Origin of the sequence: Streptomyces sp. NPDC006134, from assembly GCF_040628835.1 — a bacterium.
In the GTDB taxonomy this organism is placed as follows: Bacteria; Actinomycetota; Actinomycetes; order Streptomycetales; family Streptomycetaceae; genus Streptomyces.
Genome location: NZ_JBEXTV010000025.1, coordinates 58,910 through 80,873, shown reverse-complemented (window position 1 = coordinate 80,873; position 21,964 = coordinate 58,910). Strand labels below are relative to the sequence as shown.

The window sequence follows — 21,964 nt, the reverse complement described above, 5'->3', positions numbered from 1 at the left end:
CCGGCACTCGTCGACTCCGGCCAGGGCTTGCGGACGAGTACCGGAAGCCGCAGCCGTGTCCGAGTCCCGTGTACCGGCTCCGCCTGCCGACCCCGGTCTGTCAAACGAACGGGTCTGTTCCGTAGTCGGTGGTGACGGTGAGTGCCCGCCTGTGGTCATTGAGCGTGCATGATGCGAACGCGCTTGCAGGAACGGTGTTTTCGGGGTTGTTGGCGTTGGCCATCGAGGATGTGGCGGACGGTGGCGAGACAGTCCGGGTTACGGCTCGGGCCCGGGATGTTCCCGTTCCCTGTCCTGCGTGCGGGGTCGTGACGGGGAGGGTCCACGGGCATCACGGCCGGATGGTGCGGGATGTACCGGTCGACGGCCGGCAGGCCGTGGTCCGGGTGCGGAATACGGCGGCTGGTCTGTCCGGTCCTGGGCTGCAGGCGGCAGACCTTCCGAGAGCAGGTTCCCGGGCTTCCGGAGCGCCATCAGCGCCGCACCCCACGTCTGACCGGTCGGCTCTCCGAGCTGGTCAAGGAGTTGTGCGGCCGGGCGTCCGCCCGACTCGCCCGATCGCCGGCCGTACCCGTGTCGTACGTCTCCGCCCTGCGGCGGCCGCGGCGGGTGCCCGTGCCGACGGTGCGGATCCCGCGGGTGATCGGAGTCGACGGCTTCGCCCTGCGGCGCCGGCAAAGCTACGCCACGATCATCATCAACGCCGAGACCGGCCAGCGGATTGAGGTACCGCCCGGCCGCGAAGCCGCCCCTCTGGAAGCCTGGCTGCGCGGACATCCGGGCATCGAGACCGTGTGTCGGGACGGATCGGCCACCTATGCCGAGGCGGTCCGCCGAGCCCTGCCCGACGCGGTCCAGATCAGCGACCGCCGGCACCTGTGGCACAACCTCACCGAGGCCGTCCGCAAAGAAGTCGCCGTGCACAGCACCTGCTGGGCGAAAGCGGACCCGCCCCCGGCCGAGGGGAGACAGGCCGCCACCACACGCGAGCGCCGGCAGCAGGGCCACGCCCTGCGCGAGCGCGGAGTCGGCCTGCCGGAATGCGCACGGCGCCTGAACCCCGCCTTGAACACCGTCAAGCGCCATGGCCGCGTCACCGAGCCCGAGCGCCTCATCCGCGTCCCCAAGTACCGGCCCACCCTCGTGGACCCCTACCGCGATCACCTATGCAAGCGCCGACCGGAGAACCCGGCCGTCCCCGTCGCCCATCTCCTCCAGGAGATCAGGGAGCTGGGCTGCACCGGCAGCTCGAACCTTCTGGTCCGCTACATCAACCAGGATCAATCAGGGCCGTGCCGAGGGCGACCGGCCCGCCCTCTCGTCCCGGCGCCGAGACGTCACTCTGCGAAGCCTCGGGGATCACCATCGACCGCTGAAACGCCACGAGGGCCGCGACCCTCAGGTCGAGGCCCTCAAGAACGTATCGTTCGGCTATGTGTCCGAGGGGGGACTTGAACCCCCACGCCCGATAAAGGGCACTAGCACCTCAAGCTAGCGCGTCTGCCATTCCGCCACCCGGACCAGGTGTCTGTCGTGCGGGGTGTTCCCCGCGGCGACATGGACAACAATACCAAGGTTTCGGAGTGCCTTTCACCTGCCCTTCCGCCCGGCGGGCGCGGCGGCCGTCGCCGCGGCACCCCCCTCACCAGCGGTTTCACGGCGCGTGATCTTCCGGTCACCGGTCGGGGCCGCCGGTCGCGCGAGTCCGTGGCACACCGGCCGGCGGGAGAGGGGACCGCCCCGGCCGTCCGGGGCCGGAGCACGCGATCGAGGCGGAGCACCCGACCAGGCCGGGGCGTATGACTGGGCCGGTGCGTGGGATCGGGCCAAGGCGTGCAGCCGGAGCGGGCGATCGGAGGCGGCCCCGTCGCTTACGGCGCGAGCCGGCACTCGGGGAAGCTCCCGGGCAGCCGCTCCCCCCGCCGGCCCCCGCGTCACCGCGCGCACGAGCAGGTCGCCGACGGCGAAGGCGCCGCGCCGACGGACGCGATCGCGCCTGCGCGCCCCATGGCGCGGCCCTCGGCACCACGACGCCGTGTCCCCCGAAGAGCGCCCCTGCCCGCTGTCCGTACAGGCCCCTTCCGGCTCCTGTCCGAAAGTGCCCCACGCCCCCTGGACACCACCCACCGAATGCGGGATAACAAGCTTCATACAGTATTCGTCGACTGTATGCAATGTACGACGTGCGAGACGAGTTTCCGCGCGTATGCGAGACGTTCCCCCTCGAGAAGGGACAGGACTTCGCCATGCCCGACGACACCCAGGACGTGATCTCCGGCGGCCACCTGGTGGCCAAGGCCCTCAAGGCCGAAGGGGTCGACCGCATCTACACCCTGTGCGGCGGCCACATCATCGACATCTACGACGGCTGCGTCGACGAAGGCATCGAGGTCGTCGACGTCCGTCACGAGCAGGTCGCCGCCCACGCGGCCGACGGGTACGCGCGCCTCACCGGCAAGCCGGGCTGTGCGGTCGTCACCGCGGGGCCGGGCACGACCGACGCCGTCACCGGTGTCGCCAACGCCTTCCGCGCGGAGTCCCCCATGCTGCTGATCGGCGGGCAGGGGGCGCTGACCCAGCACAAGATGGGGTCGCTGCAGGACCTGCCGCACGTCGACATGATGAACCCCATCACCAAGTTCGCGGCGACCGTGCCGGACACGGCCCGGGCGGCGGACATGGTGTCGATGGCGTTCCGCGAGTGCTACCACGGCGCGCCCGGCCCCTCCTTCCTGGAGATCCCGCGCGACGTGCTGGATGCCAAGGTGCCGGTCTCCACGGCGCGGGTGCCGAAGGCGGGCGCCTACCGGGCCTCGACCCGCTCGGCCGGCGACCCGGAGGCGGTCGAGAAGCTCGCCGACCTGCTGGTGCACGCCCGCAAGCCGGCCATCCTGCTGGGCAGCCAGGTGTGGACGACCCGGGGTACCGAGGCCGCCGTCGAGCTGGTACGCACCCTGAACATCCCCGCATACATGAACGGCGCCGGACGCGGCACCCTGCCGCCCGGCGACCCGCACCACTTCCAGCTCTCCCGCCGGTACGCGTTCTCCCACGCCGACGTCATCGTCGTCGTCGGCACGCCCTTCGACTTCCGCATGGGCTACGGCAAGCGGCTGTCGCCCGAGGCGACGGTGGTGCAGATCGACCTCGACTACCGCACCGTCGGCAAGAACCGCGACATCGGCCTCGGCATCGTCGGCGACGCCGGCCTGGTGCTGAAGTCGGTGACCGAGGCGGCCTCGGGGCGGGTGAACGGCGGCGCCTCGCGGCGCAAGGAGTGGCTGGACGAGCTGCGGGCCGTCGAGCAGGCGGCGCTGGACAAGCGGCTGCCGCAGCTCAGGTCCGACGCCTCCCCCATCCACCCCTACCGTCTGGTCGGCGAGATCAACGACTTCCTCACCGAGGACTCGGTCTACATCGGCGACGGCGGCGACATCGTCACCTTCTCCGGCCAGGTCGTGCAGCCCAAGTCGCCGGGCCACTGGATGGATCCGGGACCGCTCGGCACGCTCGGCGTCGGGGTGCCGTTCGTGCTGGCCGCCAAGCAGGCGCGGCCCGACAAGGAGGTCGTCGCCCTCTTCGGCGACGGCGCCTTCTCCCTCACCGGCTGGGACTTCGAGACCCTGGTCCGCTACGACCTCCCCTTCGTCGGCATCGTCGGCAACAACTCCTCCATGAACCAGATCCGTTACGGCCAGGCCGCCAAGTACGGCAAGGAGCGCGAGCGGGTCGGCAACACCCTCGGCGACGTCCCCTACGACCGGTTCGCGCGGATGCTGGGCGGTTACGGCGAGGAGGTGCGCGATCCCGCCGACATCGGCCCCGCGCTGCGCCGGGCCCGCGAGTCCGGCAAGCCGTCCCTGATCAACGTCTGGATCGACCCGGACGCGTACGCCCCCGGAACCATGAACCAGACCATGTACAAGTGAGGTGGGACCTCATGACCGGAACTCCTGCCAAGGCCCTCGACGGCATCCGCATCCTGGACATGACGCACGTCCAGTCCGGGCCCTCCGCCACCCAGCTGCTGGCCTGGCTCGGCGCGGACGTCGTCAAACTGGAGGCGCCGGCCGGTGACATCACGCGCAGGCAGCTGCGCGACCTCCCGGACGTCGACTCCCTCTACTTCACGATGCTCAACTGCAACAAACGGAGCATCACCCTCAACACCAAGACCGAGCGCGGCAAGGAACTCCTCACCGAGCTGATCCGGCGTTCCGACGTCATGGTCGAGAACTTCGGGCCGGGCGCGGTGGACCGGATGGGCTTCACCTGGGACCGCGTCAGGGAGATCAATCCACGGATCGTCTACGCCTCCATCAAGGGGTTCGGCGAGGGCCCGTACACCGATTTCAAGGCGTACGAGGTCGTCGCGCAGGCCATGGGCGGGTCGATGGCGACCACCGGCTTCGAGGACGGGCCGCCGCTGGCGACGGGGGCCCAGATCGGGGACTCGGGCACGGGCGTCCACGCCGTGGCGGGCATCCTCGCGGCGCTGTACCAGCGAGAGCGCACCGGGCGCGGGCAGCGGGTGAACGTGGCCATGCAGCACGCGGTGCTCAACCTCTGCCGGGTGAAGCTGCGCGACCAGCAGCGCCTGGCCCATGGTCCACTCGCCGAATATCCCAACGAGGACTTCGGCGACGAGGTTCCCCGCTCCGGCAACGCCTCCGGCGGCGGCCAGCCCGGCTGGGCGGTGAAGTGCGCGCCGGGCGGCCCGAACGACTACGTGTACGTCATCGTGCAGCCCGTCGGCTGGAAGCCGATCACCGAGCTCATCGGCCGGCCGGAGCTGGCGGACGACCCCGAGTGGGCGACGCCCGAGGCCCGGCTGCCGAAGCTGAACAAGATGTTCCAGCTGATCGAGGAGTGGTCCGCCACGCTGCCGAAGTGGGAGGTGCTGGAACGGCTGAACGCGCACGGCATCCCGTGCGGGCCGATCCTGTCCACCAAGGAGATCATCGAGGACGCCTCGCTCGCCGCCAACGAGATGGTCGTGCGCGTACCGCATCCCGAGCGGGGCGAGTTCGTGACCGTCGGCAGCCCGCTCAAGCTCTCCGACTCCCCCGTGGAGGTGACGAGTTCGCCGCTGCTGGGCGAGCACAACGAGGAGATCTACGTCGGTGAGCTCGGCCTCGGCGCCGAGGAGCTGCGCCTGCTGAAGTCGGACGGGGTGATCTGAGGTGAGGGCAGAGGACCCGGCACTGCGGGTGCGCGCGCTGCTCGACTCCGTGCGGGCCGAGGGGCGCACGGCGCTGACCGCGCCCGAGGGCAAGGTGATCGCGGACGCGTACGGGATCGCCGTACCCGGCGAGGAGCTCGCGCGGGACGTCGAGGAGGCCGTGGCGTGCGCGGCGCGCTTCGGCGGACCGGTGGTGCTGAAGATCGTCTCCCCGGACATCCCGCACAAGACCGACGCCGGCGGCGTGGTCGTCGGGGTGGAGGGCGCGGCCGAGGTGCGGGCGGCGTTCCGCCGGATCGTCGACAACGCGCGCGCGTACGACGCGAACGCCCGTATCGACGGCGTCCAGGTGCAGGAACTGCTGCCCCAGGGGCAGGAGGTCATCGTCGGGGCGGTGACGGACCCGACGTTCGGGAAGGTGGTGGCGTTCGGGCTCGGCGGGGTGCTCGTCGAGGTGCTGAAGGACGTCACGTTCCGGCTGGCGCCCGTGGACGCCGACGAGGCGCTGTCGATGCTGGACTCGATCCGGGCGGCCGAGGTGCTGCGCGGGGTGCGCGGGCGGGCGGCGGTGGACCGGTGGGCGGTGGCCGAGCAGATCCGCCGGGTGTCCCGGCTGGTCACGGACTTCCCGGAGATCGCGGAGGTCGACCTCAACCCCGTGATCGCCACGGACCGGGGCGCCGTGGCGGCCGACATCCGCGTCGTTCTCGCATCCGAGGCGCCCAGGGAACGCCGGCGGTACACGCGCGAGGAGATCCTCGTCTCGATGCGCCGCCTGATGCAGCCGTCGTCGGTGGCCGTGATCGGCGCGTCCAGCGAGCCCGGGAAGATCGGCAACTCGGTGATGCGCAACCTCGTCGACGGGGGCTTCTCCGGGGAGATCCATCCGGTGAACCCCAAGGCCGACGACATCCTGGGCCGCAAGGCGTACAAGAGCGTCACCGACGTCCCCGGCGAGGTGGACGTGGCGGTCTTCGCGATTCCCGCGCGGTTCGTGGCCGCGGCGCTGGAGGAGGTGGGCCGCAAGAGGATCCCCAACGCCGTGCTGATCCCGTCGGGGTTCGCGGAGACCGGCGAACACGCGCTCCAGGAGGAGATCGTGGCGATCGCCGAGCGGTACGGCGTCCGGCTGCTGGGGCCGAACATCTACGGCTACTACTCCACCTGGCAGGACCTGTGCGCCACCTTCTGCACCCCGTACGACGTCAAGGGCGGCGTGGCGCTGACCTCCCAGTCGGGCGGCATCGGCATGGCCGTCCTGGGCTTCGCCCGCACCACGAAGACGGGCGTGTCGGCGATCGTGGGGCTCGGCAACAAGGCGGACGTGGACGAGGACGACCTGCTGACCTGGTTCGGCGAGGATCCGCACACCGAGTGCGTCGCGATGCACCTGGAGGACCTCAAGGACGGGCGCGCCTTCGTGGAGGCCGCGCGGGCGACCGTGCCGAAGAAGCCGGTCGTCGTCCTGAAGGCGGGGCGTACGGCGGCGGGCGCGCGGGCTGCCGGTTCGCACACCGGGGCGCTGGCCGGGGACGACGCCGTGTACGACGACATCCTGAAGCAGGCCGGGGTCGTCCGGGCGTACGGGCTGCACGAGATGCTGGAGTACGCGCGCGCGTTGCCGGTGCTTCCCGCTCCCCGCGGCGACAACGTCGTCATCATCACCGGGGCCGGCGGCAGCGGGGTGCTGCTGTCGGACGCGGTGACCGACAACGGGCTGTCGCTGATGGAGATTCCGCCGGATCTGGACGCGTCGTTCAGGGCGTTCATCCCGCCGTTCGGGGCGGCGGGCAACCCGGTGGACATCACCGGGGGCGAGCCGCCGTCGACGTACGAGGCGACGATCCGGCTGGGGCTGGAGGATCCGCGCATCCACGCGCTGGTCCTCGGCTACTGGCACACCATCGTCACTCCCCCCATGGTGTTCGCCGAGCTCACCGCGCGCGTGGTGGAGGAGTTCCGGGCGCGCGGCGTCGAGAAGCCGGTGGTGGCCTCTCTGGCCGGCGACGTCGAGGTGGAGGCGGCCTGCCGGTACCTGTTCGAGCGGGGGGTCGTGGCGTATCCGTACACGACGGAGAGGCCGGTGGCCGTGCTCGGCGCGAAGTACCGCTGGGCGCGGGCGGCCGGGCTGCTGGGTGGTGGTTCATGAGCTGAGGGAGCACGGGGCCGGCCGGCGGTGCGCGTCGGCCGGCCCCGGGACCCGTGCGCACACGAAAGGTACGTGGGCAGGGGGCGCTGGCCAGATCTTTCGACGCAAGGGGCGCTGAGTCATATGACAACCACCAAATTCTCGACGTCCGTCCCCTTCAGAGAGGTGACGGACCGCAACGGCCGCGTGTACCGGATCGGCGAGTCCGATCTCGACATCATGGGGCGGCCACGCAAGTGGATGGTCATCCTGCCGTGGATCGGCATGATGGGCATCAGCTCCGCCGAGTACGCGTTCACGTCGGCGGAGGACACGCTCCACGAGGCCCACCTGTGGAGCAGCGGGCACATCTTCTGGCTGATGGGCGTCTGGGTGTTCTTCCAGGCCGCCGTGGCCTTCCCCGCCGGGCAGTTACGGGAGAGCGGCAGGCTGCCCGCCCGCTCGGCGATGCTGCTCGGCGCGGTCGGGACCCTGCTGGGCTACGTGTCGCTGGCGTACGCGCCGCACGTCGTCGTCGCCTACCTCGGCTTCGGCATGTGCAGCGGCATCGGCGCCGGCCTCGTCTACGCGACCTGCGTGAACATGGTCGGCAAGTGGTATCCGGAGCGCAAGGGCGGCAAGACGGGCTTCGTCAACGGCGGCTTCGCCTACGGCTCCGTGCCGTTCGTGTTCCTGTTCACCTCGTACATGGACCTGGGCAACTACCAGACGGTGCTGGTCTCGGCCGGTGTCGGTCTGTGCCTGGTCGTGGCCTCGGCCGGCTGGTTCTTCAGGGACCCGCCGAAGAACTGGTGGCCCGCGCACGTCGACCCGCTCCGGCAGACCGACGACCCGAAGATCCGCCGGGCGCTGGAGAAGAACCCGCCGGCCGTCCGGCAGTACACCCCCAGGGAGGCCGCCCGTACCCCGGTCCTGTGGAAGATGTGGTTCTGCCTGCTGTGCACGGCCGGCATCAACATCTTCGGCATCGCCTTCCTCGTGCCGTTCGGCAAGGACATGGGCTTCGCGGGCGGGATCGTGGCCACCGCGATGTCCCTGAAGGCCATCGTCAACGGCACCGGGCGCGGGGTGATCGGCTGGATCTCCGACCGCTACGGCCGCCGTACCACGCTCGTCGTCGTGTGCGTGGTGCTCGGCCTCGCCCAGTTCGGCGTGCTGGTCTCCGGCCGGATGGGCGTCATGCCGTTCTTCCTGCTGTGCTCCATGGTCTCCGGCTTCGGCGGCGGGGCGATCTTCCCGCTGTTCGCGGCCATGACCGCGGACTACTTCGGCGAGAACCACAACGCCGCCAACTACGGCATGGTCTACAGCTCGAAGCTGGTCTCCGGGCTCGTCGGCTCCGGGATGGGCGCGGTCGTGGTCGGTGCCTGGGACTACGAGGGGGCGTTCGTCCTGGCGGGTTCGATCGGGCTGGCCTCGGCGGTGCTGGCACTGTTCCTGAAGGCGCCGGACAGGCCGCGGGCCAAGCGCGTCGTGCCCAATCCTCGGCCGCTGGGCGACGAGACGGCGTGACACGGCGGCCCTTCCCGCGCGGTGCGGGAAGGGCCGCCCGGCGTATCCGGTGTATCCGGTGCGTCCGGTGTGTACGGGGATCAGCGGCGGCGCCTGCGCAGGGCCGCAAGGTTGTCGTAGCTGATCTTCGCCTCGCGCAGCGACTGCGCGGGGTCGGCGGCGCTCGGCGAGTTGTCGTCCTCGACCATCGGGTTGTGGTAGTTGCGGTGCCCGACGCGGGAGAAGAACGTCGTGTAGTCGATGACGCCGGTGCCGAACGGCACCATCTCGTAGCCCATGCCGTTGGTGGTGCTGACGACGCCGTCCTTGGCGTGGAACAGCGGGTAGCGCTTGCCGTGGCGGGCGACCAGGCCGGCCGGGTCGAAGACGTCCTCGCGGGTGGAACCGTCGTGGGCGGTGTAGGTGTGGAACTTGTACTGGGCCACGTGCGCCCAGAAGATGTCCATCTCCAGCCACACCAGCTTGGGGTCGGTGACCTTCAGGAAGTACTCCAGCTTGCGGATGCCGGAGCTGCGGGTGGGCCGGCCCTGCGCGTCCAGCGGGCCACCGTCCAGCAGGAAGCCGTAGGCGGCGTCGTGGTTGTGGGTGTAGAGCTTGATGCCCTCGCGGCGGGCGATCTCGCCGAGGGCGTTCCACTTGTCGGCGGCCACGTCCCAGTCGGCCCGGTAGGAGCTGCCGGTGGGGTCGCCGCCGGTGCCCATGTGGTCCATGCCGATGATGTTGGCGATCTCCAGATGCTTCTTGAAGGTGTCCAGGTCGGCGGTGGTCAGCGGCCAGGACGGCGGGATGAAGCCGTGGCTGCCCTGGGCGCGCAGGCCGTACTCGTCGAGCCAGGAGCGCAGCAGCTTCGCGCCCGCGACCGACTCCAGGTCGGCGCCGCCGGGCGCGTTGGCGTGCTGGCGGTAGCCGGCGAACTCGACCTGGCGGTAGCCGTGGCGGGCGAGCTGCTTGAAGACCTCGCGGAAGCCGGAGGGCAGGTCGGTGGCGAGGGGGTCGCGGCCGGTCGCGTCGCGGACGGTGTAGAGGATGATGCCACGCTTGTGGGCGGGGACCAGGACGTCGCCGTGGCCGTGTCCGTGGCCGGGGGCTCTGTCCGCGTCCTGGGCGGCGAGGGCGGGCGAGGCACCGAAGACGGGGGCCGCGATCGCGGCGCCGGCGACGGCGGTGCAGGTGCTGAGGAAGCGGCGGCGGCCTACGCCGAGGCTGCGGCGCAGGGCCTCGTCGGGGCCGGCGGCCGCGTCGGTCGCGGTGACCGCGTCGGTGCCGGTGGTGCCGGTGGTGCGGGGAGACCGGGGAAACAGTGTCACGGGTGCCTGCCTTCTCTGTCGTGACCTGCGCCGATGTGCTCGGGGCGGGTCGTTGTCAGTGGTGCGTGCTTCACTGAATGCAGCTGGATCCCGGCGGCCGTGCGTCAGCCGAGTCCGGCGAGATGGAGCAGGAGTTGCTTGACGTCGGTGGCCGCGACACGGTCGCCGACGGCGTGGGGGGTGGAGCAGATGAGGAGCGGACCGTCGTCGTCGCTCGCGGGGAGGCGGCCGTGGCTGCCGCGAATAGGTGAGGCGTCCAGCGGCACGACCGCCATGCGGTAGCGCATGCCGAGTTTCTTGCGGGCCAGGGCGGTGGCCGCCTTGACCTTGACGTAGGGGTCGAGCGGGTCCATGAACAGCTCGACCGGGTCGTAGCCGGGTTTGCGGTGGATCTCGACGAGTCGTGCGAAGTCGGGCGCGCGGGCGTCGTCGAGCCAGTAGTAGTACGTGAACCAGGCGTCCGGCTCGGCGACGGCGACGAGGTCGCCGGCGCGCGGATGGTCGAGATGGTGGGCCTTCTTGCCCTCGTCGTCGAGGAGCTGGTCGATGCCGGGCAGGCCGTCGAGGGCGGCGCGGGCCGCGTCCAGGTCCTCGGGGCGGCGGACGTAGACGTGGGCGATCTGGTGGTCGGCGACCGCGAAGGCGCGGGAGGCCATCGGGTCGAGGTACTCCATGCCGTCCTGCGTGTGCACCTCCAGCAGCCCGGCGCGGCGCAGGGCGCGGTTGATGTCGACGGACCGGTTCACACGGGTGATGCCGTACTCGGACAGCGCGACGACGGTGCGGCCCTCGGCGCGGGCGTCGTCCAGGAGGGGTGCCATCGCCGCGTCCAGGTCGGTGGCGGCTTTCAGGGAGCGCGGGTCGTCGGGGCCGAAGCGCTGCAGGTCGTAGTCGAGGTGAGGGAGGTAGCAGAGCGTCAGGTCGGGGCGGCGGGTGCGCATGATGTGCCGGGTGGCGTCGATGATCCACCGGCTGGAGACCAGGTCGGCGCCGGGTCCCCAGAAGTGGAAGAGGGGGAAGGTGCCGAACTTCTCGGTGAGTTCGTTGTGCAGGGCGGGGGGCCGGGTGTAGCAGTCGGGTTCCTTGCGGCCGTCGGCGTAGTAGACGGGGCGGGGGGTGACGGTGATGTCGGTGTCGGCGCCCATGGCGTACCACCAGCAGATGTTGGCGACGGTGTAGCCGGGGTGGGCGCGGCGGGCGGCGTCCCAGAGTCTGTCGCCGGCGACGAGTCCGTTGTGCTGGCGCCACAGCAGGACGTCGCCGAGTTCGCGGAAGTACCAGCCGTTGCCGACGATGCCGTGCTCGGAGGGGAGGGTGCCGGTGAGGAAGGTGGACTGGGCGGCGCAGGTGACGGCGGGCAGGACGGTGCCGAGGGGGGCGTGGGAGCCGGACTGCGCGAGGGTCTTCAGGTGGGGCATGTGGTCGAGGAGACGGGGGGTGAGGCCGACGACGTCCAGGACGAGGAGCGGGGTGGGGCCGGTGCCGTCGGTGCGGGCGGGTCCGGTCATGGCAGCTCCTTCAGGCCGAGGTCGGTGAGCAGTTCGCGGGCGAGGGTGAGCTCGGCGGCGATGCCGTCGGTGAGCTGGGCGCGGGCGCGGGGGCGCAGCTCGGGCGGGAGGGCCTGCCAGGTGTAGGTCTCGACCTCCAGGTGGCGGGTGAGCGGGTGCGGGCCGCCGACCAGCCGGGTCAGGGCGGCCTCGAGGACGGGGAGGGTGGAGGTGAGGGGTGCTGCGGGGTCGGCGTGCAGCGGGACGTGGAAGTGGGAGCGCCAGGGCACCGTGCCGGGCAGGGCGTCGCCGGCGAGGGCCTCGTCGAGGTCGTCGGTGGCGTGCAGTCCGGCGGTGGTGACGGCGCGGGTCTGGTGCAGGAAGCGGGGTTCGGCGAAGGCGGCGAGGGCCTGGCGGACCTCGGGGAGACGGGGGTGTTCGGCGTGCAGGGCGGCGGAGAGCTGGGACTTGACGACGGGGACGCGGGCGGCGGCCAGGGCGTCCAGGGCGGTGTGCGGGTCTTCGAAGGAGGTGGCGAGGTGGCAGGTGTCGACGCAGATGCCGATGCGGGGGTGGGCGATCGCGGTGAGCGGCGCGAGGGCGTCCTGGGTGGTCTCCACGACGCAGCCGGGTTCGGGTTCCAGGCCGACGCGGATGGAGCGGCCGGTCAGCTCCTGAAGGGCGTCCAGGCGTTCGGCGAGGGTGACCAGGGCGGCGCGGGCCTTGTCGGCGCGGGTGTCGTCGTAGGCGGTGCGCCAGGCCAGCGGCAGGGTGGAGATGCTGCCCTCGGTGACGTCGTCGGGCAGCAGGCCGGCGAGGACGCGGGCGAGGGAGGTGGTGTGGTCCAGGCGTTCGGGGTCGGCCCAGTCCGGCTTGTAGACGCGGTACTTGACCTCTTCGGCGCCGAAGCCCTCGTAGGGGAAGCCGTTGAGGGTGACGACCTCCAGGCCGCGCCGGTCGAGTTCGGCGCGCAGGCCGCGCAGCGCGGAGGGGTCGGTGACCAGGGCGTGGGCGGCGTCGCGGGCCAGCCACAGGCCGATGCCGAGGCGGTCGCGGCCCAGGCGGCGGCGGACCGGTTCGCAGTGGTCGCGCAGCTGGGCGAGGACGCCGTCGAGGGTCTCGGCGGGGTGCACGTTGGTGCAGTAGGCGAGGTGGACGACGGAGCCGTCGGGGTGCCGGAAACGCATCGCTCACTCCCCGCCGCGCAGGATCGAGTTGCCCTCGTGGGTGGCGCCGGGCGTGGCGACGTCGAGGTCGAGGCGTCCGCTGAGCCCGTAGAACGCGACCGGGTTGCGCCACAGCACGCGGTCCACGTCGTCCTCGTCGAAGCCCTCGGCGAGCATGAGGTCGGCGACCTTGCGGGTCTTCAGCGGGTCGCTCCTGCCCCAGTCGGCGGCGGAGTTGACCAGCACCTGCTCGGGGCCGTACGCGCGGAGGATCGCGACCATCCGCTTCTCGTCCATCTTGGTGTCCGGATAGACGGAGAAGCCGAGCCAGGCGCCGCTGTCCTTGGCCTCCTTGACGGTGGTCTCGTTGAGGTGGTCGACCAGGACCCGGTCGGTGGGCAGCGCGGACTCGCGGATCACGTCGAGGGTGCGGCGCAGGCCGGCCGGTTTGTCGCGGTGGGGGGTGTGTACGAGCGCGGGCAGGCCGTGGTCGGCGGCGAGCTGGAGCTGGGCGGCGAGCGCGGTGTCCTCGGCGGGGGTCATCGAGTCGTAGCCGATCTCGCCGACGGCGACGACGCGGTCCTTGACGAGGTAGCGGGGCAGTTCGTCGAGGACGGGGGTGCAGCGCGGGTCGTTGGCCTCCTTGGGGTTGAGGGCGATCGTGCAGTGGTGGGCGATGCCGTACTGGGCGGCGCGGAAGGGTTCCCAGCCGAGCAGGGAGTCGAAGTAGTCATAGAAGGAGGCGGGAGAGGTGCGGGGCTGGCCCAGCCAGAAGGCGGGTTCGACGACGGCGCGGACGCCCGCGGCGTACATGGCCTCGTAGTCGTCGGTGGTGCGGGAGGTCATGTGGATGTGGGGGTCGAAGATGCGCATCAGGACTCCTTGCCGTGGGGGCCGGCCGGGCGGGGCGAGTCGGTCGCGGGCTCGGTCAGGGCCAGGACGCGGTGCAGGTCTTCGGGGACGGGGCGGTCTGCGGCTCTGCGTTCGGCGGCGTAGTCGGCGAGCATCCGGGCGAGTTCCGCGTCTCCGTGGGCGCGGTGGGCCAGGTCCGCCACATGGTCCACGGAGACGCCGGTGAACAGGCACTTCAGCACGGCGTGCCGCCACTGGTGGGGGTCGAGGTGCCGGGCGGCGTAGGGGCCGACGGCGGCGGCCAGCAGGCGGGTGTCGTTGGTGCGCAGGGCGTCCTCGACGAGCGGGAGGGCCTCGGGGCCGGGCACGAGGTGGGGCAGGGCGTGCAGGACGGCGCGGCGTTCGTCGGCGGTGCCTTGGGCGTAGACGCGGGCCAGGGCGTCGGCGTCGGCGCGGGCCGCGTGCAGGATGAGGACGCGGGCGGCGTCGGCGTGGGCGGGGCCGCAGCGCCGGCCCGCCTCGGCGAGGCGCAGTTCCCACACGGAGAGGGGGCCGTGGCCGCCGGGGTGGGTGGCGGCCTCGTCGAGGGCCTGGTCGAGCCAGGCGCGGGCGGCGCCGCCGAGGCGGGCGGAGAGGTCGGCGCGCAGGCGGTCCGGCGGGGCGAGGGCGGGGGTGGTGCCCTCGGTGTCCCGTGCGGTGCCGGTGCCGTCCGCGTCCTGGGTGACGCGGGTGGTGTGGGGGTGCGTCATGGGGTGCTCCCTTCGGGGGTGACGGAGGGGACGGTCCCGGACGGCCGGTCGGCGGAGGCTGCCGCCGCCCGGCGGAGGAACGGGAGGGAGCGTGCGGCATGGTGGGGCCCGGCGTGGGAGTGGCGGGGCAGTTCGACGACGGTCAGGCCCTGGTAGCCGGTGGCGGCGAGGGCCGCGAGGACGGGCGGGAAGTCGATCTCGCCGTCGCCGAAGGGGAGGTGTTCGTGGACGCCGCGGCGCATGTCCTCGATCTGGACGTGCCGCAGCCACGGGCCGGCGGCGCGGACGCAGTCGGCGGGAGGGAGGGGTTCGAGGCACTGGCAGTGGCCGATGTCCAGGGTGAGGCCGAGGGCGTCGGGGTCGCCGAGGGTGCGGCGCAGGCGGTGGAAGCCGTCGAGGGTGGCGAGGAGGTGACCGGGTTCGGGTTCGACGGCGAGGGGGACTCCGGCGGTGGCGGCGGCGTCCACGACCGGGGTGAGGGTCTCGGCCAGGCGTTTCCACGCCGTGTCCTCGTCCGTGCCGTCGGGGGTGATGCCGCTGAAGCAGTGGACGGCGTGGGCACCGAGGTCGGCGGCGACGCGTACGGCGGTCAGGAGCAGGCCGGCGCGGCGGGCGCGGTCGTCCGGGTCGGGGTCGAGGAGGGAGGGGCCGTGTTTGCGGCGCGGGTCGAGGACGTAGCGGGCGCCCGTCTCCACGGTGACGCCCAGGCCGAGCGCGTCCAGCCGCCGCGCGACCCGGCGGGTGCGGGCGGCGAGGTCCGGGGCGAGGGGGTCGAGGTGCATGTGGTCGAGGGTGAGGCCGACGCCGTCGTAGCCGAGGTCGGCGAGGAGGGTGAGGGCGTCGTCGAGGCGGAGGTCGGTGAGGCCGTTGGTGCCGTAGCCGAAGCGGAGGGAGGCGGAGCGGAGGGAGGCGGAGCGGAGGGAGGCGGAGCCGGGAGTGCCGGGCTCCGGGCCTGCGTCCTGGGGCCGGGTGTCATCGGCTTGGGGGTGGGCGGCATCGGCTCGGAGCCGGACGTCGTCGGCCGGGGCCGTTGTCGTCGGCCGGTCGCCGGGGCGGCGGGCTGCGTGGCTCACGTGATGCTCACCTTCCTCGCGAACTTCCGTCCGGCCGGTGCGAGGGCCGCGACCAGGAGCGCGGTGGCCGCGGCGCCGGAGCGGGCGGTGAGTGCGGCCTGGAGGGGGATCGTGGCGCGGATGCCGCCGCCGACGGCTCGTTGGGTGAGCGGGGGTGAGGGGTTGAGGGCGGCGTGGAGGTAGGGCCGGGCGGCGGTCGCGGCGTAGGCGGCACCGAGGGCGGCGGTGAGGCGGGCGGTGCCCTGACCGGTGCCGGACCGGACGGTGGAGGACCGAATGGTGGCGGACCGTGCAGTGCCGAACCGGACAGTGGCGGCCGGCCGGGCGGGGCCTTGCCCGCTGCCCGGCCGGGCGGCCGTCGGCCGAGCGGTGTCCTGACCGGAGCCGGGATCCGGGAGAGGGCCCGGCAGGCCGGGGGCGGCTGCTTCCCGTCGGCCTGCCGGGAGTCGGGTGGGGCGGCGGGTCACCAGCCGGGTCAGCAGTCCGGTCGTGACGCAGGCCGCCAGCGGGGCCAGGGCCGAACCGCCGCGGGTCTCCTGGCGGGACACGGCCGTGACCGCGAGGGTGTGGGTGCCGAGCAGCGCGGCGGACGGCAGCGCGGCGCGGGTGCGGCCGGTGGTGGCCGCGGCGCCCAGCAGCAGGTCGAGGCCGCGGGCCGCGGCCATGGCCGCGGGGCCGGCCGGCGTGTGCTTCAGGGCGAGGTCGTAGGCCCAGACGGTCGCCGCGAGCGGTGTGGCGACGGCGAGGGCCCGGCGGCCCGCGCCGGCGGCCAGGGCCAGTCCGGCGCCGGTGAGGGCGCAGGCCGCGGTGAGAGCGGCGGCCGGGCGGATGCGGCCGGACGGGAGCGGGCGGTGCGGACGCTCGGCGGCGTCCTCGGCGCGGTCCGCCCAGTCGTTGAGGGCCATGCCGGCCTCGTACAGGCAGAGGGAGGAGCCGATGGCGAGCAGGGCGCGGGGACCGGCGGGCGCTCCGGCCGCCGCGGCGCCCGCCAGGACGTCACCGGGAACGGTGAACAGCGCGGGCAGGCGGAGCAGTTCGGCCCAGGCGGACGCGCGGGGCGGGCGAGACGCGCGGGGCTCGCGGGGCGGGCTGGACGGTTGCCCGGCACGCTCGCGGGACGCGGCGGACGCAGGGGACACGGCGGACGCGACGGACGCCGAGGCGTCGGCCGGGGTCATCGTCGGCCCCCGAGCCCGTCGGCACCGTCGGGCCACCGGCCCGGTCGTTCGCCCGGGCCCTCTCCCGTCCGCTGATCCGGCCGCTCATCCGGCCTCTCCCCCGTCGCCGCTCCCCGCAACCGCTCCGCGAACCGGCTCAGCTCGGCGTACTGCTCCGCGAGACCCGCCGGCGCGTCCCCCACGGGGTCCTTGAAGTAGAAGGCCAGCTCGCTCAGCGGGCCGGACAGGCCCGCCTCGTGGGCACGGGCGGCCAGCCGGGCCAGGTCCAGCACGAGCGGGGCGGCCAGCGCGGAGTCACAGCCTTGCCAGATGGTCTGGAGGATCATGCGGGAGCCGAGGAAGCCGTCGAAGGCGATGTGGTCCCAGGCCGTCTTCCAGTCGCCGAGGGCGGGGACGTCGTCGATGTGGACCTCGCCCTCGGGGGTGGTGCCGAGGGTGTCGGCGAGGACGCGTTCCTTGCCGGCGTTCTTCGCCGCCGCGGCGGCCGGGTCGGCGAGGGCGGCGCCGTCGCCGCCGCCGAGGAGGTTGGTGCCGGACCAGGCACGGACCGTGAGCGCCCGCTGGGCGAACATCGGGCCCAGCACCGAGCGCAGCAGCGTCTGCCCGGTCTTGCCGTCGCGGCCCGCGTACGGCAGGCCGCTCGCCGCCGCGGCCTCGGACAGCGCCGGGTGGTGCAGTCCGGTGGAGGGGGTGAAGTTGACGTACGGGCAGCCGGCGCGCAGGGCCGCCGCCGCGTACAGGGAGCTGGGCGGCAGGGTGCCCCCGGCGGGCGCGGGCTCGGTGGAGGCGACGTTCACGACGACGGCCCGCGCCAGCCCCGAGCGCCGTACGAAGTCGCGGATGTCCGCGGCGAAGGCGGTGATCAGTGCCTCTTCGTCACGGGTGTCGCCGGGCAGGGGGCCGCCGGGGCGGATCTCGCGTTCGGCGGCGGCCAGTTCGGCGTGGACGGCCGCGGGCAGGCCGGGCGGCAGCACGTTGCCGGCGGCGAGGGCCTCGGCGCGTTTGGGCAGGGGGCAGTCGGCGGTGTCGTGGCCGCCGAAGACGAGGGAGGGCAGGGGCGGCAGCCCGCTGCCGGCGAAGACGGGTGTCTCGGTGACCATGCCGGCCGGCGGGTGCAGGCCGGCGGCCACGGCGGCGCAGCCCGCCACCACGGTCGTGGCGACGGAACCCCGCGCTCCGATCAACCACACACCGGTACGGGCCTCAGGAAGAGAAGGAGAAGGGGAAGAAGACGGGGAGGGGGAGGGAGAAGGGGACGCGGACATGGGCAGCCTCCTTGTCACACGCGTCTGGGCAGAGCCCCGGAACAGACCCGGAGAAGCCGGGTGGTTGACGGCGGGCGGGGGTCCGGCGTCCCCCGCCCGCCGCCGCTCAGTCGCCCTGCGAGGTGGTCGCGGGCAGTTCCTTGATCCGGATGTCGCGGAAGGACACCTGGTCCTCGGCACCGTGGTTCTGGATGCCGATGTGTCCGTCCGCGAGGCTCCGGGCCGGGTCGGTGTTGGTGTAGTCGTTGATCTTCACGCCGTTGAGCCAGACGCGGAGCCGCTCGCCCTCCACCCGGATCTCGTACGTGTTCCACTCCCCCGGCGGGTTCAGCGCGCGGTCGCGCTTCTTCAGGTCGGCGGAGCGGAAGCCGTAGACGGACCCGGTGGTGCGCTCGGGCACGTCCGTGGCGTCGATCTGGATCTCGTAGCCGTTGTTCACCGCCGACCAGGGGTCGTCGGAGGGCGGGAAGCCCACGAAGACACCGGAGTTGTCGTCCCCGGACTCCGAGGCCGTCCGCCAGTCCAGCTTCAGCGAGTACGAGCCGAAGCTCCGGTCGGCGTACCAGAGCATGCCCATGCCGCCGGAGGAGGTGAGCGTGCCGTCCTCGCCCAGCGTGAACGAGCCGGGGCCCGCCTGCTTCCAGCCGTCCAGGGAGGTGCCGTCGAAGAGCGGCCGGTAGCCGTTCTCCGGCCGGCAGTCGGCCTGGGCGTCGCCGATGGCCCACCGGATGCCGCCGAGCAGGTGCTCGCGGAAGGCGGGTTCGGCGTAGGACTCCTTGGTGTGGCCGCCGCCGGTGTAGAAGGCACGGCCGCCCTGGTAGTCCTGGCACCAGGCGATCGGGTGGTCGCCGTGCATGGTGCCGCCGGCGTAGGACGTCTCGTCGAGCGAGGCGAGGACGTGGGCCCGTTCCCGGGGGTTGGTGCGGTAGTTGTACCACTCGTCGGTGCGGTCCCACGTGCGCGCCAGGTGCGAGGTCGCCGGGTGGGCGCGGTCCTCGACGTCCACGGTGGCCGGCTGGATCGCCGGGTGGGACTGGAAGTAGGCGCCGGCCAGGCCGCCGTAGAACTCCCAGTCGTACTCGGTGTCGGCCGCGGCGTGCACGCCGACGTAGGCGCCGCCGCCGCGGATGTAGCCCTCGAAGGCGCGCTGCTGCGCGGCGTCGAGGACGTCACCCGTGGTGGACATGAACACGACGGCTGCGTAGCGCCGCAGGTTGTGCGGGGTGAACGCGCCCGCGTCCTCGGTGGCGTCGACCCCGAAGCCGCCCGCCTGGCCGAGCTGCTTCACCGTGGCGACGCCCTCGGGGATCGAGTCGTGGCGGAAGCCGGCCGTCTTGGAGAAGACCAGCACCCGCTTGCCGCCGCTCTTCCCGTCGCCGTCCCCGGCCTGTGAGGCGGCCGTCCCCGACAGGGTGCCGAGGAGCAGGGCGGCGCCCACGGCGGCGGTCGTCACTCGTCCGGTCACACGCATGGTGCCACCTCCTGTCAGCCGGTCGTGAAGGTGAAGTCGTCCACGTCGAACAGGGCTCCCGTGCCGCTGCCCTTGAAGACCAGGAAGAGCTCGGTGGTGCCGCGCGGGGCGCGGGACAGGTCGGCGGAGACGTCCTGGAAGGTCTCCCAGCCGCCGGTGACCGGCACGGCCGCCTTGCCGAGCAGCGTGCCCGTGGGGGACCCGGCGCGGAACTCCAGGGTGCCGCCGGCGCCGCCGGAGGAGACGCGGGCGGTGACCTTCTCCGCGTTGCTCAGGACGTACGGCGTGAAGGAGATCCAGTCACCGTCGTGGATCTCGCCGACGGTCTTGCCGCCGTGCGCGGCCTCCTTGGTGATGACCGAGACGCCCGAGGAGTCGCCGAAGTGCTCGGCCTGGCGGTGCCTGGGCTGGGTGACGTTCTGGTCGTGCGTGGTCAGCGGGGCCTGGCCGCCGCCCCCGTTGTCGGTGTACTCGGCGTCGAAGACGCCGAAGATGTCGGCGTTCTCGTCGTGGCCGCCGTCGGCGCTGGTCTGGATGGTGCCGGAGCAGCCGTTGGCGGAGGTGAGCGGGTGGCCGTGGGTGTCGTGGCCGAGGATGAAGGTGACCTTGACCTTGGAGCAGTCGATGGAGCGGCCGTCCTCGGGGTCGGTGACCCGCACCTTGAACGGGATGGCGTCGCCGAAGCTGAACAGCTGGCCGTCCTTGGGCAGGTCCAGCGTCACCGTGGGCGCGGTGTTGCCGACGACGATCTGCACGCTGGCGCTGCCGGTGCGGCCGGAGGGGTCCTTCGCCGTCAGCGTGGCGGTGTAGGTGCCGTTCTTCTTGTAGCGGTGCGTCGGGTTGGCCTGGGTGGAGGTGGAGCCGTCGCCGAAGTCCCAGCTGTAGGTGAGGGCGTCGCCGTCCTGGTCGGTGGTGCCCGCGGAGGAGAAGCTCACCCGCAGCGGGGCCTGGCCGGAGGTCTTGTCCGCGGCGGCCTGGGCGACGGGCGAGTGGCCGTCGGTGGCGTTCTCGATGCGGTACAGGGCGGAGTGCTCGTCGCCGCCGAACCAGGACAGGCCGTAGTCGAGGACGTACAGCGCCCCGTCGGGCCCGAACTCCATGTCCATCACCTGGGTGCCGGACCAGGGCACGTCGTTGATCGACTGCACGGTGCCGTCGGCGTCGCTGGTGATCCGCTTGATCCAGCGCCGTCCGAACTCGCCGACGAAGAGGTCGCCGTCGTAGGCTTCGGGGAACTTCACCGGCGAGTCGAGGGCCGGGTCGTAGTGGTAGACGGGGCCGCCCGTCGGGGACTCGGAGCCGTCACCGAACTCGGGCACGGACGGGCCGTCGTACGGGATCCAGGCCGGCTGCGCCGGGGGCAGGTCCGTCAGGCCGGTGTTGTGCGGGGAGTCGTTCTTCGGGGCGGCGCAGTCGAAGGTCGCGCCGGACTGCCCGGTGGCGAAGTCGTAGTCGACGTAGGCGTCGTTGTCGCCGGTGCAGTACGGCCAGCCGAAGTTGCCGGGGCCGGTGACGCGGGCGAACTCGACCTGGCCGGCCGGGCCCCGGTTCGGGTCGGCGGCACCGGCGTCGGGACCGTAGTCGCCGACGTAGAGGATGCCGGTCTCCTTGTCGACGTTGAACCGGAACGGGTTGCGGAAGCCCATCGCGTAGATCTCGGGCCGCGTCTTGTCCGTGCCGGGCGGGAAGAGGTTGCCCTCGGGGATGGAGTAGGAGCCGTCCTCGTTCACCTTGATGCGCAGGATCTTGCCGCGCAGGTCGTTGGTGTTGCCGGAGGTGCGCTGGGCGTCGAAGGCCGGATTGCGGTTCGCGCGCTCGTCGATCGGGGTGAAGCCGTCCGACTGGAAGGGATTGGAGTCGTCACCGGTCGACAGGTAGAGGTTGCCCTGCGCGTCGAAGTCGATGTCGCCGCCGACGTGGCAGCACATGCCGCGGGTGGTCGGCACGTCGAGGATCTTCTTCTCGCTGGCGGTGTCGAGGGTGCCGTCCTCCTTCAGCACGAACCGGGAGAGCCGGTTGACGCCCTCGAAGGGCGCGAAGTCGGCGGCGGTGCCGGTCTCGGGGGCGTCGCCTTCGGGGGTGTTCATCGGCGGCGCGTAATAGAGGTAGATGTATCGGTTCTGCGCGAAACCGGGGTCGATACCGACGCCCTGCAGGCCCTCCTCGTCGTGGGAGTACACGTCGAGCTTGCCCGCGAGCTTGGTGTTGCCCGCCGCGTCGGTCAGGCGCAGCTCGCCGTCGCGGGAGGTGTGCAGGACCGAGCGGTCGGGCAGGACGGCCAGCGACATGGGCTCGCCGACCTCCGGCTCGCCCTTGGCGAGGGTGACCTGCTGGAAGTCCTCGGCGGCCGGGGCGTCCGCGGCGGCCTTCGCGTCGGTGCCGGCCGCGCCCGCCTGGGGAGCGGCGAGGGTGAGGGAGGTGCCCGCCAGCAGGGCGCCGGTGAGCAGGGCGATCGCCTGCCGGAACGGGCGCCGTCTGGTGATCCCGGCTCTGTGGGTGCCGGGGGTGGGGTCGGTGGTGCGGTTGGTGCGGTCGTTCCCGTGCACTGATGCCTCCAGGAAGGGGCCGGTTGT

Annotated in this window: 14 protein-coding genes, 1 tRNA gene and 1 pseudogene; 5 read left to right on the top strand and 11 right to left on the bottom strand. The window is 72.5% G+C overall.

What is annotated here, in order from left to right; genetic code table 11:
• Positions 1–194: 194 nt before the first annotated feature.
• Positions 195–1,327 (top strand): annotated as a pseudogene (locus ABZ340_RS18420) (ISL3 family transposase); the annotation flags it as partial.
• Positions 1,328–1,436: 109 nt separating this feature from the next.
• On the opposite strand, the gene ABZ340_RS18415 reads toward ABZ340_RS18420, so the two are convergent.
• Positions 1,437–1,521, bottom strand: a tRNA-Leu gene (locus ABZ340_RS18415).
• Positions 1,522–2,246: 725 nt separating this feature from the next.
• On the opposite strand from ABZ340_RS18415, the gene ABZ340_RS18410 reads away from it, so the two are divergent.
• From ABZ340_RS18410 to ABZ340_RS18395, 4 genes are all read left to right on the top strand, one after another.
• On the top strand, positions 2,247–3,929 hold the full coding sequence (locus ABZ340_RS18410; protein ID WP_358782811.1) for a thiamine pyrophosphate-binding protein: 1,683 nt from the start codon (positions 2,247–2,249) through the stop codon (positions 3,927–3,929).
• Between the two features lie 11 nt (positions 3,930–3,940).
• Positions 3,941–5,182 (top strand): formyl-CoA transferase, encoded by a 1,242-nt coding sequence (gene frc, locus ABZ340_RS18405; RefSeq protein WP_358782810.1) that lies wholly within the window; start codon positions 3,941–3,943, stop codon positions 5,180–5,182.
• A gap of 1 nt (position 5,183) precedes the next feature.
• Positions 5,184–7,331: an acetate--CoA ligase family protein gene (locus ABZ340_RS18400; RefSeq protein WP_358782809.1), complete on the top strand. Its 2,148-nt coding sequence runs from the start codon at positions 5,184–5,186 to the stop codon at positions 7,329–7,331.
• 123 nt (positions 7,332–7,454) lie between these two features.
• The gene (locus ABZ340_RS18395) at positions 7,455–8,843 is read left to right on the top strand and encodes an OFA family MFS transporter (protein WP_358782808.1); all 1,389 of its coding nucleotides are present in this window, start codon (positions 7,455–7,457) and stop codon (positions 8,841–8,843) included.
• An 80-nt stretch (positions 8,844–8,923) separates the two neighbouring features.
• On the opposite strand, the gene ABZ340_RS18390 is transcribed toward ABZ340_RS18395, so the two are convergent.
• The 10 genes from ABZ340_RS18390 to ABZ340_RS18345 form a co-directional block, all read right to left on the bottom strand.
• Positions 8,924–10,057: a sugar phosphate isomerase/epimerase family protein gene (locus tag ABZ340_RS18390; RefSeq protein WP_358782835.1), complete on the bottom strand. Its 1,134-nt coding sequence runs from the start codon at positions 10,055–10,057 to the stop codon at positions 8,924–8,926.
• Positions 10,058–10,254: 197 nt separating this feature from the next.
• Positions 10,255–11,658 (bottom strand): nucleotide pyrophosphatase/phosphodiesterase family protein, encoded by a 1,404-nt coding sequence (locus ABZ340_RS18385; protein WP_358782807.1) that lies wholly within the window; start codon positions 11,656–11,658, stop codon positions 10,255–10,257.
• Positions 11,655–12,824, bottom strand: coding sequence for a metabolite traffic protein EboE (eboE, locus tag ABZ340_RS18380; protein ID WP_358782806.1), 1,170 nt, complete (start codon positions 12,822–12,824; stop codon positions 11,655–11,657). The genes ABZ340_RS18385 and eboE overlap by 4 nt, the downstream gene beginning before the upstream one ends.
• A gap of 3 nt (positions 12,825–12,827) precedes the next feature.
• Positions 12,828–13,676, bottom strand: coding sequence for a TatD family hydrolase (locus ABZ340_RS18375; protein ID WP_358782805.1), 849 nt, complete (start codon positions 13,674–13,676; stop codon positions 12,828–12,830).
• A complete protein-coding gene (locus ABZ340_RS18370; RefSeq protein ID WP_358782804.1) occupies positions 13,676–14,404 on the bottom strand; it encodes an EboA domain-containing protein in 729 nt (242 codons plus the stop codon). The genes ABZ340_RS18375 and ABZ340_RS18370 overlap by 1 nt, the downstream gene beginning before the upstream one ends.
• Positions 14,401–15,477: a sugar phosphate isomerase/epimerase family protein gene (locus ABZ340_RS18365; RefSeq protein ID WP_358782803.1), complete on the bottom strand. Its 1,077-nt coding sequence runs from the start codon at positions 15,475–15,477 to the stop codon at positions 14,401–14,403. Before ABZ340_RS18365 ends, ABZ340_RS18370 begins: the two co-directional genes overlap by 4 nt.
• The gene (locus ABZ340_RS18360; protein WP_358782802.1) at positions 15,474–16,655 is read right to left on the bottom strand and encodes an SCO3242 family prenyltransferase; all 1,182 of its coding nucleotides are present in this window, start codon (positions 16,653–16,655) and stop codon (positions 15,474–15,476) included. The genes ABZ340_RS18365 and ABZ340_RS18360 overlap by 4 nt, the downstream gene beginning before the upstream one ends.
• Positions 16,652–17,920: an inositol-3-phosphate synthase gene (locus tag ABZ340_RS18355; RefSeq protein WP_358782801.1), complete on the bottom strand. Its 1,269-nt coding sequence runs from the start codon at positions 17,918–17,920 to the stop codon at positions 16,652–16,654. Before ABZ340_RS18355 ends, ABZ340_RS18360 begins: the two co-directional genes overlap by 4 nt.
• 106 nt (positions 17,921–18,026) lie before the next feature.
• Positions 18,027–19,391 (bottom strand): ThuA domain-containing protein, encoded by a 1,365-nt coding sequence (locus ABZ340_RS18350; protein ID WP_358782800.1) that lies wholly within the window; start codon positions 19,389–19,391, stop codon positions 18,027–18,029.
• A 14-nt stretch (positions 19,392–19,405) separates the two neighbouring features.
• A complete protein-coding gene (locus ABZ340_RS18345; protein ID WP_358782834.1) occupies positions 19,406–21,874 on the bottom strand; it encodes a PQQ-dependent sugar dehydrogenase in 2,469 nt (822 codons plus the stop codon).
• Positions 21,875–21,964: the final 90 nt, after the last annotated feature.